The organism is Rhodococcus sp. 06-1460-1B (genome assembly GCF_002258475.1).
Taxonomy (GTDB): domain Bacteria; phylum Actinomycetota; class Actinomycetes; order Mycobacteriales; family Mycobacteriaceae; genus Rhodococcoides; species Rhodococcoides fascians.
Window position 1 is genome coordinate 91,244 of record NZ_NOYS01000029.1, and the last position, 16,949, is coordinate 108,192.

The 16,949-nt window shown below is 60.9% G+C and carries 13 protein-coding genes; 5 read left to right on the plus strand and 8 right to left on the minus strand.

The window, feature by feature from the left end; translation table 11 throughout:
- The first annotated feature begins 39 nt into the window (after positions 1 to 39).
- Complete coding sequence (locus CH268_RS16075) at positions 40 to 1,569, plus strand: CoA-acylating methylmalonate-semialdehyde dehydrogenase (RefSeq protein ID WP_032384612.1); 1,530 nt, start codon at positions 40 to 42, stop codon at positions 1,567 to 1,569.
- A gap of 82 nt (positions 1,570 to 1,651) precedes the next feature.
- Positions 1,652 to 2,818 (plus strand): iron-containing alcohol dehydrogenase, encoded by a 1,167-nt coding sequence (locus tag CH268_RS16080; RefSeq protein ID WP_094665015.1) that lies wholly within the window; start codon positions 1,652 to 1,654, stop codon positions 2,816 to 2,818.
- On the opposite strand, the gene CH268_RS16085 is transcribed toward CH268_RS16080, so the two are convergent.
- Positions 2,815 to 4,224, minus strand: coding sequence for an amino acid permease (locus CH268_RS16085; RefSeq protein WP_094665017.1), 1,410 nt, complete (start codon positions 4,222 to 4,224; stop codon positions 2,815 to 2,817). The two genes, CH268_RS16080 and CH268_RS16085, sit on opposite strands and share 4 nt — an antisense overlap.
- 113 nt (positions 4,225 to 4,337) lie before the next feature.
- Here CH268_RS16085 and CH268_RS16090 point away from each other — a divergent pair, with 113 nt between their 5' ends.
- Entirely contained in the window at positions 4,338 to 5,279 is a 942-nt protein-coding gene (locus tag CH268_RS16090; protein ID WP_094665019.1) for an NAD(P)/FAD-dependent oxidoreductase, read from the plus strand.
- Positions 5,280 to 5,291: 12 nt separating this feature from the next.
- Here the strand turns inward: CH268_RS16090 and CH268_RS16095 are convergent, their stop codons facing one another.
- The 4 genes from CH268_RS16095 to CH268_RS16110 form a co-directional block, all read right to left on the minus strand.
- Positions 5,292 to 5,963 (minus strand): nitroreductase, encoded by a 672-nt coding sequence (locus CH268_RS16095; protein WP_094665021.1) that lies wholly within the window; start codon positions 5,961 to 5,963, stop codon positions 5,292 to 5,294.
- A gap of 96 nt (positions 5,964 to 6,059) precedes the next feature.
- Positions 6,060 to 6,947, minus strand: coding sequence for a MetQ/NlpA family ABC transporter substrate-binding protein (locus tag CH268_RS16100; RefSeq protein WP_094665023.1), 888 nt, complete (start codon positions 6,945 to 6,947; stop codon positions 6,060 to 6,062).
- A gap of 26 nt (positions 6,948 to 6,973) precedes the next feature.
- A complete protein-coding gene (locus CH268_RS16105) occupies positions 6,974 to 7,678 on the minus strand; it encodes a methionine ABC transporter permease (protein ID WP_255182411.1) in 705 nt (234 codons plus the stop codon).
- Complete coding sequence (locus CH268_RS16110; RefSeq protein WP_057473384.1) at positions 7,675 to 8,682, minus strand: methionine ABC transporter ATP-binding protein; 1,008 nt, start codon at positions 8,680 to 8,682, stop codon at positions 7,675 to 7,677. Before CH268_RS16110 ends, CH268_RS16105 begins: the two co-directional genes overlap by 4 nt.
- A 170-nt stretch (positions 8,683 to 8,852) precedes the next feature.
- Here CH268_RS16110 and CH268_RS16115 point away from each other — a divergent pair, with 170 nt between their 5' ends.
- Positions 8,853 to 10,244: an LLM class flavin-dependent oxidoreductase gene (locus CH268_RS16115; RefSeq protein WP_094665025.1), complete on the plus strand. Its 1,392-nt coding sequence runs from the start codon at positions 8,853 to 8,855 to the stop codon at positions 10,242 to 10,244.
- A 2,796-nt stretch (positions 10,245 to 13,040) separates the two neighbouring features.
- On the opposite strand, the gene CH268_RS28460 is transcribed toward CH268_RS16115, so the two are convergent.
- From CH268_RS28460 to CH268_RS16135, 3 genes are read right to left on the minus strand one after another with little or no spacing between them, the layout of a single operon-like run.
- A complete protein-coding gene (locus CH268_RS28460; protein ID WP_094665029.1) occupies positions 13,041 to 13,949 on the minus strand; it encodes a transporter substrate-binding domain-containing protein in 909 nt (302 codons plus the stop codon).
- Positions 13,946 to 15,199: a methylaspartate mutase gene (locus CH268_RS16130; protein ID WP_094665031.1), complete on the minus strand. Its 1,254-nt coding sequence runs from the start codon at positions 15,197 to 15,199 to the stop codon at positions 13,946 to 13,948. The genes CH268_RS28460 and CH268_RS16130 overlap by 4 nt, the downstream gene beginning before the upstream one ends.
- Positions 15,200 to 15,203: 4 nt before the next feature.
- On the minus strand, positions 15,204 to 15,707 hold the full coding sequence (locus CH268_RS16135) for a cobalamin B12-binding domain-containing protein (protein WP_094665033.1): 504 nt from the start codon (positions 15,705 to 15,707) through the stop codon (positions 15,204 to 15,206).
- A gap of 288 nt (positions 15,708 to 15,995) precedes the next feature.
- On the opposite strand from CH268_RS16135, the gene CH268_RS16140 reads away from it, so the two are divergent.
- Entirely contained in the window at positions 15,996 to 16,895 is a 900-nt protein-coding gene (locus tag CH268_RS16140) for a DMT family transporter (protein ID WP_094665035.1), read from the plus strand.
- The last annotated feature ends 54 nt before the right edge of the window (positions 16,896 to 16,949 follow it).

The following is a 16,949-nucleotide window of genomic DNA, read 5'->3' on the forward strand; positions in this document are numbered from 1 at the left end:
AATCTGCGATTTTAGCCTTTGACATGTGCATCTATTCGAATGAGACTCGAGACACACCGATGGAAGGAACGAACGTTGACCGACGTCATCTCACACTGGCTCGATGGTAAGACTTTTTCCGGATCTTCCGATCGGACGTCACCGGTCACCAACCCCGCCACCGGGGAGGTCACCGGCACGCTCACGCTCGCCGATCGGAGCGATGCCCGCGCCGTCATCGACGCCGCCGCAGCTGCCTTTCCCGCGTGGCGCGACACCTCCCTGGCCAAGCGCACCTCGATCCTCTTCTCCTTCCGAGAACTGCTCAACGCGAAGAAGAACGAGCTGGCCGAGATCATCACGGCCGAGCACGGCAAGGTGCTCTCGGACGCCCTCGGCGAGATTTCTCGCGGCCAGGAAGTGGTCGAATTCGCCTGTGGCATAGCCCATCTACTGAAGGGCAGCTACACCGAGAATGCGTCCACCGGAGTGGACGTCTATTCCATTCGTCAGCCGCTCGGGCCGGTGGCCATCATCTCCCCCTTCAATTTCCCTGCCATGGTGCCGATGTGGTTCTTCCCCATCGCCATCGCCGCCGGTAACACCGTCGTGCTCAAGCCGTCGGAGAAGGACCCGAGTGCCAGCATCTGGCTCGCGCGGCTCTGGGCCGAGGCAGGCCTGCCCGACGGCGTGTTCAACGTGCTGCAGGGAGACAAGGAGGCCGTCGACGAACTGCTCGAGAACAAGAAGATCAAGTCGATCTCCTTCGTCGGATCGACGCCCATCGCCCAGTACGTCTACTCGACAGGCACCGCCAACGGCAAGCGTGTTCAGGCCCTCGGCGGTGCCAAGAACCATGCCGTCGTCCTCCCCGATGCAGATCTCGACCTGGCCGCGGACGCCATGGTCAACGCCGGCTTCGGCTCGGCGGGTGAGCGATGCATGGCCATCTCCGCTCTCGTGGCCGTCGGGAAGATCGCCGACGAGCTCGTCGCCAAGATCGCCGAACGCACCACACCACTGGTCACCGGCGACGGCACCCGCGGCGCCGACATGGGCCCGCTCGTCACCCGGGTACACCGCGACAAGGTTGCGTCCTATGTCGACGCAGGCGAGGCGTCCGGCGCCACGATCGTCGTCGACGGCCGCACCGTCCAACCCGACGGGGCTGCGGACGGATTCTGGCTCGGCCCCACGCTCATCGACCATGTGACACCGGACATGAGCATCTACACCGACGAGATCTTCGGTCCTGTGCTCTCGGTCGTCCGTGTCGACACCTACGACGAAGCCCTCACACTGATCAACGACAATCCGTACGGCAACGGCACGGCGATCTTCACCAACGACGGCGGGGCGGCGCGGCGTTTCCAGAACGAGGTCGAGGTCGGCATGGTCGGTGTCAATGTGCCGATCCCCGTTCCTATGGCGTACTACAGTTTCGGTGGCTGGAAGAGCAGTTTGTTCGGCGACAGCCACGCTCATGGCACCGAAGGAGTGCACTTCTTCACCCGCGGTAAAGCCGTCACCAGTCGCTGGCTCGATCCCAGCCACGGCGGTATCGATCTCGGCTTTCCTGCAAACAACTGAGTTCTACAAAGCCCATGTGCGTGGAAACTCGTAGCCCACTACGAAGTTCCACGCACATGGAGATACCGCGAAGGAGCACTCCATGGTTGCCAATATCTCTTTTCCACGTTTTCTCAAACTCGGCGGCGGTGCTGTCGAGGAGCTGGGTACGGTACTGACCGACCTGGCCGTCTCTCGTCCCCTCCTCGTCACCGATGCGTTCATGGCAGGCAACGGTTCGGCCGATCGACTGATGACGATCATGACCGAGGCCGGTAAGTCGCCTGCTCTGTTCTCGGGCACCGTGCCCGATCCAACGACGGATTCGCTCGTCGCCGGTCTCGAAGCGGTGCAGCAGCATTCGGCCGATTCGATCATCGGGTTCGGCGGTGGCAGTCCGATGGACACGGCCAAGGCGTTGGCCATTCTCGCTGTTCAGGGCGGGACTATGCGGGACTTCAAGGCCCCGGTGCTCTCCACCGGTCCGGCGCTTCCGATCATCGCTATTCCGACGACCGCGGGAAGTGGTTCGGAGGCAACGCAGTTCACCATCATCACCGACGTGGCCTCGGACGAGAAGATGCTGTGCCCCGGCCTGTCCTTTCTGCCGATCGCGTCGATCATCGACTTCGAACTGACGATGTCGATGCCGGCGCGTCTGACCGCCGATACCGGCGTCGACGCTCTGACACACGCCATCGAGGCGTACGTCAGCAAGAAGGCCAACCCCATCTCCGACGGTTTGGCGCTCAGCGCGATTCGCACCATCGGAATGTCGCTGCTGCGGGCGTATCGAGACGGAGACGACCGGCAGGCACGCGAGGCCATGATGCATGCGTCCACCCAAGCGGGAATGGCGTTCTCCAACGCCAGCGTCTGTCTGGTCCACGGGATGAGTCGACCGATCGGCGCGCATTTCCATGTCGCGCATGGGCTGTCCAACGCGATGCTGTTGCCTGCCGTCACAGCCTTCTCCATCGACGGAGCCCAGGCCCGCTACGCCGACTGCGCCCGCGCCCTCGGTGCGGCATCGGAAGCCGATTCGGACGCGGTTGCCGGTGGCAAGTTGCAGGACGCCATCGTCACGCTGTGCCGTGAGGTCGAAGTTCCCACTCCGCAGACGTTCGGCATCGACAAGTCGACGTGGGACGACCTGTTGCCGCTGATGGCCGAGCAGGCCCTCGCCTCGGGCAGCCCCGGTAACAATCCGGTCGTCCCGACGGCAGAGCAGATCGTCGATCTGTACCGCCAGGTGTACGCCGGGATCTAGACCGAATCACCGGACACGCGGGCGGCAACCTTGTCGCGCTGCGTGTTTCGGCGTTGAACGATGATTCCGCCGATCACCGTCACTGCTGCCAGCACGGCCGAAAGCAGGATGGACGATCGCTGCTCGGGTCGCACGACCATCATCACCAAGACGAAGACGATGAACCCGATGGCCAGGTAGGTCAGCCACGGGTAGAGCCACATCAGAACGGCCGGGCGTTCGCCGTCGCGATCCAGTTGGCGACGCAGCACCAGTTGACTGCTGGCGATGGCCAGGTAGACGAACAGAGCTACGGCACCGGTGGTCGCGAGCAAGTAGGTGAAGAGTTTCTCCGGAAGAATGTAATTTCCGACCACGGCGAGGAAGCCGAGAACCATCGAGGCGATGACGGCAACCCACGGCACCCCGTTGGCGGTGATCTTCTTGACTGATCGCGGCGCATCGCCGCGATCACCGAGCGAGTAGAGCATGCGCGACGCGGTGTAGAGCGCCGAATTCAGGCACGACGCGACGGCGGTCAGAATGACGATGTCCATGATGGTCTCCGCGTGGGGAATTCCCATCTTGGACAACACATACTGGTAGGAGCCGGTGGCCGGGTCCAACTCGTTCCAGGGGACGAGCGCGACGATGACGAAGATCGATCCGAAGTAGAAGATCGAGATACGCCAGATCACCGAGTTGGTGGCGCGCGTGATGCCCTTTGCGGGGTCCTTGGATTCGGCTGCAGCGATGGTGACGATCTCGGATCCCATGAAGGAGAACATCGTCGTCAGCATGGCTGCGATCACCGCACCGAAGCCGAGCGGCATGAAGCCGCCCGAGGCCCACAGTTGGTCCACGCCACTGACTTCGGAGTTCGGCAGCCAGCCCAGGATGGCCGCGATGCCGAGACCGATGAACGCAACGATGGCCACGACCTTCACCAACGCGAACCAGAACTCGAACTCGCCGTAATTGCCCACGCTGATCAGGTTGGTCGCGGTGAGCGCGACGACGATGATCAGGGCCCACATCCATTGGGCACCGCCCAGCCAGTTGGTGAGGATGGCGGCAGCGGCGGTCGCCTCGACGGGGATCACCAACACCCAGAACCACCAGTACAGCCATCCGACGGAGAAGCCGGCCCAATGTCCCAGTGCCCGGGTCGCATACGTCGAGAACGAACCGGTGTCGGGGTTGGCGGTGGCCATTTCCCCGAGCATGCGCATCACCAGGATGACGAGGAGTCCGGCGAAGAAGTAGGCCAGCAGCACCGCAGGTCCTGCGGTGGCGATGGCGTTGGCGGAGCCGACGAACAGTCCGGCACCGATCACTCCGGCTATCGAGATCATCGTCACGTGCCGCGGTTTGAGACTGGTTCCCAGTCCGTGCTCTCCGGTATCTGGCTTATCCGTAATTGCCATTTCAACAGTTCAACACAAGGTCGGGCCCTCCGCAGCGGGTGACCGAATTGTCCAGACAATCAGTAGTACATAAGGCGGGCTTACTTACTCGGTCCGCCGGGCATACTGACGACATGACTGTCGATGTTGGGCGCACCACGGACTCGATCACCATTGTCGGCGCGGGTATCGCGGGTGCCGCCTGTGCCCGAGTACTGCGCGCGGCGGGCGTCCCGTTCCGCATCGTCGATCGAGGACGTGCCCCGGGCGGACGGATGTCCTCCCCCGAGCTTCACGGGCGTCGTGTGGATCTGGGTGCCGGTTACTTCACCGTCCGCGATCAGGATTTCGCGACGGTGGTGTCGGACTGGGAGTCGAGGGGCCTTGCGCGCCAATGGGCCAACACCTTCGGCATCCTCAAGCCCGATACCGCGCCGTGCACCACCACCGGCCCGGTTCGATGGGCCACCCCGAACGGACTCCGTTCTCTGGTGCGAGACTTGCTGGCAGACTTCGACATCGAAGGTGCCTCCGAGTTGACCGACCTACCCGACGGCCACGTCGTGGTTGCGATGCCCGATCCTCAAGCGACTCGACTGACCACAGTCCCCGACGCCGTCGATTACGAACCGGTCATCGCGGTGGCATGTGGATTCGACGGGTTGGATGTGCCGTTCCGCGACGCGGCCTTCGTCAACGATCATCCCGATATCGCGTTCGTCGTCGACGACGGTGCCCGGCGGGGTGACGGTGCGCCCGTGCTGGTGGTTCACACGACCCCCGAGCGGGCACAGCAGCACCTCGCCGATCCCGACGCAGTGATCGCCCCGGTCCTCGACGCGCTACGCGAACTGTCGGTAATCTCCACGGCACCCAACTGGACGCATGCCCATCGCTGGACGTTCGCGAAGCCTGCGGCGCAACATGATTCCACCTTTGCGCTCGAGCTGCGGGACGGACGGCTCGTCGGATTAGCAGGCGATCAATGGTGTGAATCCGGCGCGCCCAGGGTGGAAAGCGCTTGGCGATCGGGCACGGATCTGGGTACGGAACTGGTTGGTCGGCTCCAGAGCTGACGCCGTCACACCTCAGCAGAAAAATGTCACCGTCTCGCTCAACGGTGCACGGCTGGTGCGGAATCCGTTGATCGGGTGGCTCTCGTCGGGGTAGCCGAACGAGATGCCGGCTACCACCCGGCGGGTATCCGGGATATCGAACCATTCGTGGACGAACGGCGAGTACGCGGCGAGCGCGGCCTGAGCTATCGCGCCGAGCCCGAGACTCTGCGCCCCCAGCAGGAACGTCTGCAGATACAGCCCACAGTCGACGGCACCGTACACACCCAGGTCCGCATCGGTGGTGATGATTGCCGCGTGTGGGGCGTCGAACAGCTCGAAATTGCGAATGAACTGACGCGTCGTCGCCTCGGTGTCGGACTTGACCACGCCGATGCTCTCGTAGAGCGCACCGCCACACTCACGACGACGTGCCCGGTGCAAGGCGTTGTAGTTGGCCGGAAACGGAAAATCCGGTTGCGGCACACCGGACGCCACATGTTCCACCAGGGCCTCGGAGAACTTTCGCGCGGCATCGCCCTCGGTCACGATTATTTGCCACGACTGGGTGTTCGACCACGATGGAGTGCGCTGGGCGGCCGCCAACAACTGTTCGAGCACGTCCCGTGATACCTGCTTCGGCAGGAACTGCCGGCATGAGTACCGCTCGTCGAGGAGTTCGGTCAATGCTTCGTACCGGGTCACGTCGTCCGCCTCGTGTCATCGCTGTCGGGTGCGGATCGAACGTAGCACCACCGCTGCGCCCGACGGTCCGCTGTCGGACCGTCGGGCGCGAGGCCGTTACTGAAGTGGCAGGAGGATGTCCTTCACCCGCGGGTCGGTGGCGAGGAACTCCTGGACCGCAGGGTCCTTGAACGCGGCGACGAGGTTCTTGATGTTGTCGCTGCCCGCCCACCGGCTACCGATCGTGAGCTGGCCGGCGAACTCGTCCGGTGCCGGTGGTGCGAAGATCTGCTTCTCGACGGGAATTCCGGCCGCAAGGTAGTACTCCGTATAGCCCACTGCTGCATTGAGATCCGGCAATGCGCGCGATTGCGCGGCGAAGTCCAGCAACGTGAACTTCAGGTTTTTCGGGTTACCGACGATGTCCTTCTGGGTGGCTGTCGACTTGTCCACCGCCGGGTCGAGGGTGATCAGACCGGCTCGCTCGAGTACCCACAGACCCTGCGCTTCGTTGGCGGGATCCGAGTAGAGCGAGACCGTTGCGCCGTCCGGCAGTTGAGCTGGGTCGGAGTACTTGTCGGACCACAATCCGAAGCCCCAACGGAACACCGGGGTTGCGGCCTCTTCCTGGAAGTCGGGGTTGGATTCGAGTACCTGCCCGAGCCACAGCTTGTGCTGGTACACCGTGGCGGCCACCTCGCCCTCACTCACCGCGCGGTTGATGGTGTTGCTGTCGGCGAGTCCGCGGAATGCAACCGTGATGCCATACTTGGGAGCTACCTGATCGGCGACGAATTCAACGAGTGCCTGCTCGGATGCGTTGCCTTCGGCAGTGGCGACGACGAGTGTTGCGCCCTCGGTTTCGTTGGCCGAGGCCGTGTCGCCGAAGAACGCGATGCGGACAACCACGGCGAGTGCGATCAGCAGCACGACGGCCCCAATGATCCAGGGCGCTTTCCGACGGTTCTTCAGCTCGAAGCCGTGCGCTTCGGTGGACGTTGTCATGATGGATGAGACCTTTCGAATGTGGTTCAAGCAGTGCGCAATGCGCGCTGATGAGGTGTGGTGAAGCGAACGAGCGCATCGCCGACGAGCTGCACGACGGCGACAGTGAGAATCAGGATGACGATCGTGGCGATCATGACGCTGTGATCGAATCTTTGGTACCCGTATGTGACTGCGACATAACCGATTCCGCCCGCTCCGATGGTGCCGGCGATGGCCGAGTATTCGATCATGGCGATGACGTTGATGGTCAGGCCCCCGATGATCGACGGCACGGCCTCGGACAATTGTGTGGTGGTCACCTGCAGCGTGGAACCGCCGGACGCCCGGGCGACGTCGACCACCGACGTCGGGACCGAGCGGAGAGAGTTCTCGACAATGCGGGTGAAGAATGCGATGCCCGCCAACGACATCGGTACCACCGCGGCTGCAATACCGATGTTGGTTCCGGTGATCCAACGAGTGACCGGAACCAACGCAGCCATCAAGATCAGGAACGGCAACGACCGCCCGATGCTGACGATCCAGCTGATCGGCGCATGGAACACCGGGTTTTCGAACAGTCCGCCGGGGCCGAGGTTGAACAGCACCGCTCCGAGCGGCACACCGACGAGCACCACGATGAACATCACGATGCCGACCATGGTCAGTGTGTCGCCGAGCGCAGGCAGGAGCAGAGCAGGCAGCTCGTCGACCGGAACCTTGTTGCTTGCGGCCACGATTGCGATCACGACGCAGCCTCGAGGATCGGCTGCGCGGTCTGTGCAGATCCGGACAACCCCAGGGCTTTCAGTGCACCGGGGACGCGTCCACTCAGGTGGGCACCGATGCCGAGCGACGCACTGCCGACAGCCACTCCGGCCACTACCTGAACGGAGGCTCCCAACAGCGCAACCGGTGCGCCCAGGTCCTGGCCCAGCCGCGAGATCCAGTCCTGCGGAACGTCGGGCGAGTCGTAGGTGACGTACCAGCGCACGTCGCCGGCTGCAGCCTGTGCGTCGTCACGCCTGGGGCGCAGCTCGTTGCCGAGCGCCGACGTGTGGTCGGTCAGTAGGTCGACCAGCCGACCCGATTCGACGATGCGTCCGTGATCGAGTCTGGCCACCGAATCAGCGGCTCGCAGAACGGTATCCATTTCGTGGGTGATGAACACGATGGCTAGGTCGAGGTCCTGGCGCAGTTCTCGCAGCAACTCGACCACCGATTCGGTGGTCTGCGGATCCAAGCCGGAGGTGGCCTCGTCGGAGAGCAGCACCGACGGTCGAAGCGCCAACGCACGCGCAATTCCCACTCGTTGCCGCTGTCCGCCCGAGAGTTGAAAGGGATAGCGAGCGGCTTTGTCGGACAAACCCACTCGGTCGAGAAGCTCACCCACCCTCCTGTCCGTCTCGGCTTTCGTGGCCCCGAGGAAGTCCAATGGCAAGGCGACGTTCTCCGCCACGGTTCGACGCGAGAGAAGACTCGAAGACTGAAACACCGTGCCGATGCGCCGCCGCGCAACCCGAAGTTGTTTGGTATTCAACGCCGTCAGGTCGTCCCCGTTGACGATCACCGAGCCCGAGGTGGGCCGGGTGAGCAGGTTGATGCACTGGGCCAGCGTGCTCTTGCCGGCACCGCTGGGGCCGACCACGGCGAGAATCTCGCCGGACCGAACCGAGAAATCCAGCCGGTCGAGTACGACGGTTGTGCTCTCCCCTGTCCCGTAGGTCTTGGTCAACTGCGCTATTTCGATCATGCTCCGACGCTCTTTTCAGTGATGTGACGGCGCAACACTGAGGTGTCGGCGGCTCGATGACCAGCTATCGACTCATCACGATCCGAACTGTTCCCACCGGCCTGGGTCGTCGGTAGCGTCGCATCGCTGTCGATATCCAAGACAGGTCGTCCTGCCGAAGGAGTTCCCCCGTGTCACGCGAGATTCGTTTCAATGCCTTCGACATGAATTGCGTCGCGCATCAGTCCCCCGGTCTGTGGCGTCATCCGCTCGATCAGTCGTGGCGGTACAAGGAACTTGGGTACTGGACCAGTCTTGCGAAGCTGTTGGAGCGCGGGCTGTTCGATGGCCTGTTCGTGGCCGACGTCCTCGGCACCTACGACGTGTACGGCGGCAATCACGACGCAGCCATCCGGCACGGCGCGCAGATTCCGGTGTCGGATCCACTCCTGCTCGTCAGCGCGCAGGCCGCCGTTACCGAGCATCTGGGCTTCGGCATCACCGCGGGAACCGGTTTCGAGCATCCGTATCCGTTCGCACGCAGACTCTCCACGCTCGATCATCTGACCAACGGCCGCATCGGGTGGAACGTCGTCACCGGGTATCTGCCGTCGGCGGCGCAGAACATGGGACACGACGATCAGCTGAAACACGACGATCGTTACGACCACGCCGACGAATACCTCGAGGTGCTCTACAAGCTGTGGGAGGCATCGTGGGACGACGACGCGGTGGTCCGCGATCGCGAAACCGGCGTGTTCACCGACCCCACCAAGGTGCATCGAATCGGCCACCGCGGCAAGCACTTCACGGTGCCGGGTATCCATCTGGCCGAGCCGTCGCCTCAGCGGACGCCGGTGATCTTCCAGGCCGGCGCGTCACCACGCGGCGTGCGGTTCGCGGCGCAGAATGCCGAGGCGATCTTCGTCGGCGCACCCACCAAGGAGATTCTGGCGCAAACGGTTTCGAATATTCGTCGAGCCTTGCGCGATGCCGGCCGCGATCCGTACTCGGCACGGATCTACCAGTTGCTTACCATCGTCACCGACGAGACAGCAGAGCTCGCCCACGCCAAGCACGACGAGTATCGGTCGTATGCCAGTGCCGAGGGTGCGTTGGTGTTCATGTCGGGTTGGATGGGAGTCGACCTGTCGCGGTATGCGCTCGACGAGCCGCTCGGCAATGTCGAGAGCAACGCGATTCAGTCGTTCGTCGCGTCGTTCCAGTCGATCGGGGCCGACGGCAAGGAATGGACGGTCCGCGATATCGCCGAGTGGGGCGGAATCGGCGGTGCCGGTCCGCGCATCGTCGGCTCCCCCGGCGAAGTCGCGGACCAATTGCAGGAGTGGGTGGACGAGACCGACGTCGACGGCTTCAATCTTGCCTACGCCATCACTCCGGGGACCTTCGAGGATGTCGTGCGATTCGTCGTTCCCGAATTGCAGCGGCGGGGTGTTTACCGGACCGAATACACGCCGGGCACATTGCGTCACAAGCTCTTCGGTAGAGGTGATCGACTGCCCGAAGAACATCGGGCGCAGCAGATCGTGAGGGAGGTTCGTGCGAGCCGAGAATCGCTGTGAATGGTGGTCCTGAGTGGAAAACTCTCGAACCCCGAAACTGCACGTCAGCTGACCACCCTTACACAAACCTGCCCCAGACCCGCGCCCACACAGAGCCCCGCTCCGAAACTCACCCGTCGCCGAACGTCCCTCACCGAGAAAGAACTGCGGCATGCTGTGAGCGTGTACGCGGCCGGACAGTCGGTGAAAGGCCTGGCGAAGGAGCTTGACGTTCACCACACGGTGATTAGCAAGTCACTGAAGCAAGCGGGCGTGCGGCTACGCCAGACAGGACTGTCTGAGGCAGAAGTCGAAGCCGCGCGCACCCTGCGGGCACTGGGTTGGACGTACGCTCGTATTGCCGAGCGCTATAATTGCGGCGTTGAAACAGTTCGACGACGCCTGCGGCACGCCCAGCCAGAGGGCCGAGTCTGAACGGCCAACGCAACCCACACGATCGTCGCCTTCAATGCATAGTCGGCGGCGGCCGAAGGCACGGCGCGCATAGACACAAAGGTTGATGTCAACAAACTCGGTGGACTGTCGCAAATACTCCAATTTCCGCCGCCCTTCGCCACAAGGCTGACAATCCTCGCTACCCGCAGCACAGTTGCGGCGTAAGAGATATCCGACTCAAGTTCGACCCAATCCTCGCGGTCGCCCGAACACGTCAGCATTTCCCTACCTCTTCGCACGTCACGCCTGTCGTATTGGAAGCGTGGCGATTAAACCACAGCGCCACCCACACCCGGCACGTTTGGGAAGAAGAAGGCATTACGGCGCGCGCCGGAATATGACACCGAAATCAGAGGCAGCGCACCGCAGCTATTTCGAGCTGACTGTCCGAAACTCACTATCCGATCGACGAATTGTTCACAGTTCCAAAATGACCGCGATTAAAGCTGTTATTGACCTAGCCCGTTCAAGGCTTCACGCGCCTGTCTCCTAGCACCCGATTGGCGGCGTCGCGCCTGCTCGAGATTGATCGAAACGGCACCCCAAAATGGAGCCCCGAGCCATCCGATCAGGCGCGTATGCGGCCGGACGCGTGACAATTGCATTACCGTCCAGACGCTCGTTGGCACGGATAAGAGATAGGATGTTAGTACACCGAATGCTAACCACGTGCCGCTTCCAGCATACGCAGTCAGAAGAGCCAGAGCAATTCCAACGGACCTAATGACGTACGACTTGAATAGCAATTGCCACTTTTCTCTAGAGGTATCGTATCCAACCCATCGAAGATACGAGTAGTACCCTAAGATTAAGGCAGTAACACTACCGATCAAAGCCAAAGCAATCGCTCTTCGGGCGTCCTCTAGACCAATCGAGTTTGAAGCACCCCGGGCGATTGACATAGTCAAGGATATGCCAACCAACACCACCGCCGGCATTGACCCGATGGCGATAGCCCGGAGGATGTATCCCAGCACGCGAGATTTGCGCGGCAAGCACGCAAAGTCCCGACTGATGTAGGCCATGGAACCGATCCGTAGCCTGCGGCGAATCACTCTACGCAGCCTCGCGCCTGAAACGTTGTATCGGGTCAGCAGATCGGTCTCGTTCGAGTCGGCCGCGATGGAAGACGCCAGCATCACACACACTGCCGCAAAGAACAGAGCTAAGGTCCATACCCCTGAGCTGGTTCGCGGTCCCCCGCTGATTGAAGTCAGTGCGGCCATCACCAGCGACCCCACGGCCGCCACATACGCAACCCCACTCAAACAGTTCCTCCATACGGCATGTTGAACCTTTTGGACCAGATCGAGATTCCTAGACCGTCCTACTGTCAAGGTAACCGTCATTGTCGCGCACACCCCAAGACATGCAATCACGCCATCGAACGCTTCAGACGAGGTAATCCGACCAGAAATTTCGTAGTAAACCTGCCAGAGGGCATCGCCTACACCGCCAGATGAAGCACTGCCGCCGCCGCCGAGGATAGTTAGTGCAGAAAATGGATTCCAACATAAAACGAATAGTGCGAATACCGTGAGTGTTATTACCTTTCTCCTGATTACATCAAGCGCGTCCTTCCTAGCATTCAATACAACTTGTGCATCCTCTGGCACTCCGCCTGTCACGGGCCCACCTTTCTTTGAAAAAACAGCAGAGACAAGCAAAGGGACCTTACATTTCTAGCGCAATATCCGGGGTCTTATTTGGCCCATGAGCCAGATACCGGTGGCGAAGATGTCTTGGACCTGGCGAACTCGCGTTCGCTTGGCTCCGTGACCGGCCTACTTTCTCGGCGTTGCCAGACCTGATCCCACACGATCGTGAAGGTCAGCATGTCAATCCGCCAACCAAAGTCCGTACGCAAAACTAAACCTATGCAGTAGGCCACAATATCGAACCTGTCTGCCCGGAGAAGCTCGCCGTCCAAAGCACCGTGTGAAACGTGGATTCCGATCAACTGCACCCTATCCGGGCCGTGTCGCCGTCCACATCGATGATTGGTTCGCGCTGACGTGATGTGTAGCCTGCCATATGAGCAGTGACCTTTTGCGCCTGAACCGCTTCCGACTTCAGAAGGTCAGAATTCGCCAAGCCATGGCCGAAGGTTGCTCGCAATGAAGTCCCCATTCATTCGGCAAAGTAGGCTCACACCAGTATGCATGTAGGGCGATACCCAAGTTACTGGACAGCAGCGGCGCATACGTGACCGCGGCAATCGACCCTGCACCTATTACGCAGATATCGGCACACAAGGCCAGATATCACCAGGAATCCATCTTTTGCTCTTGGTTAGAATTGCGTAAGCAACTCGCCCTGAGCACCGAGTAAGGGAAAGATGGGCCCGAATCATTCAACCAGTCACGGTGGCGAGAACTGGCCTCCCGCACTTCGTATGGGCTGATTCGAGGCTGATCGCGCTAGATTCAGAGTCGACCGTTCTCCGAGGTTTGCAGCATAAATATCGCCGTAGTGCCCGATTCGGTCCAAGACAGTTCTGAGCCAGCCATCCGACAGTCCCCATCGTGAAGCAAGCTCATCCGTCTCACCTACTAGTCGTGCGAGGGCGTCGGCTGAGTGGACAGCCGTAACCTCCGCATTTAATAGTGTGAACAGCACGTGTCGGCAGATACGAAAAAGTTCGACATTCTCGGACGATACGAAAGGTGCCATCGGCTCGTAGGAGATGGTGTCAGGAAGTACTCGATGGGCCTCTGGGTCTTGGAGGTTTGCGCGGATGCCGGCCAGCGCGGATCGATCCAGCACGTATGCGGTTGTTTCGCCGCTCAGGTAGGCATGAAGCGCAGCGTCGGGAGTTGGAGCCTCGATAGCGTTGAGCGTAATTCCGTGTTCCCGACGTAAGCGGTCCAGATTCAAAGTGGTCGTGGTTCCTGCCTGCACGGAAACCGAGCTACCGTGCAATTCCGCAAGCTCAATCACTGAACTCAACGTCATGAAGCCTTCCCCATCGTGGCAAAGGACCCCAACGAACAACACGTCGGCGTCACGTGCGGTAGTCCACGAGGTGTTCGACGCGCCGAGGTCGGCATACCCCGCCGAGACCGCGGGGATACGTTCCTCGGGTGCGGTCGGCATCCACTCAATCGATGAGTCGTCCCCCGTCAAGGCAATTGAGACTGCGCGGGCAAAGTCGACATCGAGGCCCGTAGCTGTGCCGTCGGCGCGGACAAGCGATAGCCCCGGTATCCCGAGAGAAACCGAGACGCGAAGGCCGGTCCGCCGTACCTCAGCCAAGCTTCGGCTAGTCATGTCAGAACCCGATCGACGCCGCCAGATAGTTGTTCCCGGTCGAATCGAGTTTGGTTGTAATTGAGCACAACCAGGAGTTGATCGGAGCGCAACGGCGCTGCGCCCGATACCGCCGAAATCGGCATCCGCCCGGTATCACTCCATTCCAATCGCCCGTCTGCTCGAACCGTGGCGCGTGCGAGATTGGCGTTATCGGTGTGCAGGCAGAATGGGACGTCCAACAGGCCACGGCCGAAGGCGAGGTTCAAGGCGTGACCAACATTGTCCGATTGCTCGAGCGTCGCAGCAATCAAGCGGTCGGCTTCGGACATGATTGCTATGGCTTCTTCCTCTGATGCTTGGCCGAGTCGACCGGTCGGGCGCATGCGCCCGGCGAGTTCGAGTGCCGCGACGTTTTCCTCAATTGTCGGGATTCGGTGCGCTTCGGCTGGGGTCTTGACGATCAGTCGCTCCGCGCCCGATGCGTGCGCGAGCATGACGCTTCGTTCAAGCAACCTGTTCGATCCGATTGACGTGAGTGGATACACGCCCATGTAGGTGTAGATGACGGTGTGTCGTTCGGCCCGGTCCCCGATGTACCGGTCAGCGAGATTGCGAAGTGCAGTCACGGCCGCGACATCTTGGTCGAGATTGGTCTGCTGCGCGTAGCTCAACGAGATACTTTTGACACCGTACTGAGCGAAAAAAAGTCCTTCGAGCACGCTCAGCGCTACTAGCAAGCTGGGTGGGCATAGCTGGCCAAGCATGCAACCACCGAAAGTCTCAAGGTGGAGATCATTGTCGGCCGCGATCTCTGCGGTTTCGGCCCATGCGTCGACGGCGGCACTGATCGGAAGCCGACTGTAAGGCAGGCAGTAGCTGACCGGTCCGCCCTCGGTGGCTGGGAAGCCCGCGTCAACGAGAGTTCGCACAATGTCTTGTGGCTGAGCTGATCCGTGACGTATCTGGATCGGGAACTGACTATCGTGCACGTCAGCGCACATCAGCGCAGTCGATTCTGCGCCGTGCGCAACCAGTGGGTAGCCGTTTAGCGCTTCCTCAGTCGCTATCGCCAATGCGGCGGACTCGTGGTCGCCGACTCGGGTGAAGCTGTCAATTGTGATTGTCCCCAGCGTTGCGGCAGCGGCGTTTCGAGTTGCGATCAGTCCGTCTCTCATCTTTGCTTGATCTGAGAAACCCATACGAGGCTGGACAGCAAGTTTTCCTGACGCCTTAGCATTCATAACGCGTTCATGAAACGGATTTGACATCGTGCTATACCCCCTCTTCTATTTTTGATGATGACGCCATGATGACGCGCTGGCCTTGGTTGGTGCCAAGCATCTCTAGCAACGCGTTCTGCTGAAGAGATGGCGACGCCGTGGCCTCGAATACCGCATTGAATCCGGCCTCGATTAGCCCGCTTGCGTGTTCGATGTTGGCATCCCCGCTGACGCCGAGCTTTCCTCCCACGACCAGTGTCACACCCGAGCACCGGTCGTCCTCTCGAATTCTCTTTGCCACGGCTGGAGCATCCAAGTGCCCGTGCCCATTGACGCTGCTGATGACAACTGCGGACGCGTCGACCCTTGCAGCGGTTTCCGCGATGAGCTCGACCGGTGTGCACGGCCCGAGGTTCACGACGGTGTGCCCCGCCTCTGTTAAAAGAAGCTCCAGAAATACTAGATTCCACATGTGGGAGTCTGATTGTATTGTCGCGAGGATCACAGACTTCTTTGCGGGTCGCTCCAGCGTCGAACTTCTTCTGGTTTCGAGCATTGGGAATGAATTTCCTTCCAAATTTGTCGGGAAGCTTGAGGCTGGGCCGTTAAGAATGTTCCACAGGTAGTGCGGAACTGGAATTCGAGTGCCATCTGGAACTTCGATAGCCCTATCGAACAGACCGATTGGTCGGTGGTGCCCGTCCGAGAGTTCGATAGACCCATCGAAAGCTTGAATGCCGCCGCGTTCACATTTGTGCGGGCAACTTGCAGAATCAAGTAGTTCCCCGCCGGGGTCTGCAAACTCATCATGAAGATGTCATTCAACCGTAGGAGCCTGTTAATTATGATCGACGTCAAACCGCAGCCTTCAAGCAAGGTCGGCGTGATCGAACTCATCGCGGCAATGGTGCTGTCCGGAACGATCGGTGCCTTCGTTCTCGAATCCGGCGCTAGCCCTGGAACCGTCGTGTTCTTCCGTTGCGTGTTCGGAGCGGTGGCGCTCGCGATCTACTGCGCCGTGCGCGGCTTCTTCAGTGGCAGTGGGATGAATGCTGCCAAGCTGGGGCTGGCGGCCCTAGGGGGTGTCTTTATCGTCTACAACTGGACTCTTCTGTTCGCCGCCTACGGCAGCACCTCGATCTCTGTGGCGACGGTTGTCTACCACACGCAGCCGTTTTACGTGCTCATCCTGGGCGCCCTCATCCTTCGCGAGCGAATCACGCTGAACAAGTGGGCATGGATGGTTGTCGCGTTCGTTGGAGTCATTCTTGTCTCCGGGCTGACCAGCGGGCACCTGCTCGGCGATACCCAGTACATGATCGGCATCGGCTACGCCCTCGGGGCCGCAGTTCTGTACGCAGTCGCCACCATTATCGCCAAGCGGCTTTCCGGAGTACGCCCACACATCATCGCCCTGGTTCAGTGCGTCGTTGGAATTCCGCTCCTCGCACCGTTCATCACATATTCCGAGCTCGGCGATCTCGGTGCAGGATGGTTGTGGTTGATCGGGCTCGGAGTGATCCACACCTGCGTGATGTACATCCTCATGTACTCGTCGTACCAGAAGCTCCCCACACCGATGATCGCAGTGCTCGGCTTCGTCTACCCCGTGGTTGCGGTCATCGTCGATACGACATTGTTCGGTACTCGAATCACCCTTCTCCAGGTGTTGGGCATGATCCTGATCGTTGGGGCTAGTTGTAATGAGCAGGGACGTTGTGGACGGCGTGGCAGCGACAGATAGGTGAGGACCTCCGGTATCGGTGTGGTTACCACAACTGCACCGACAACCGAGAGG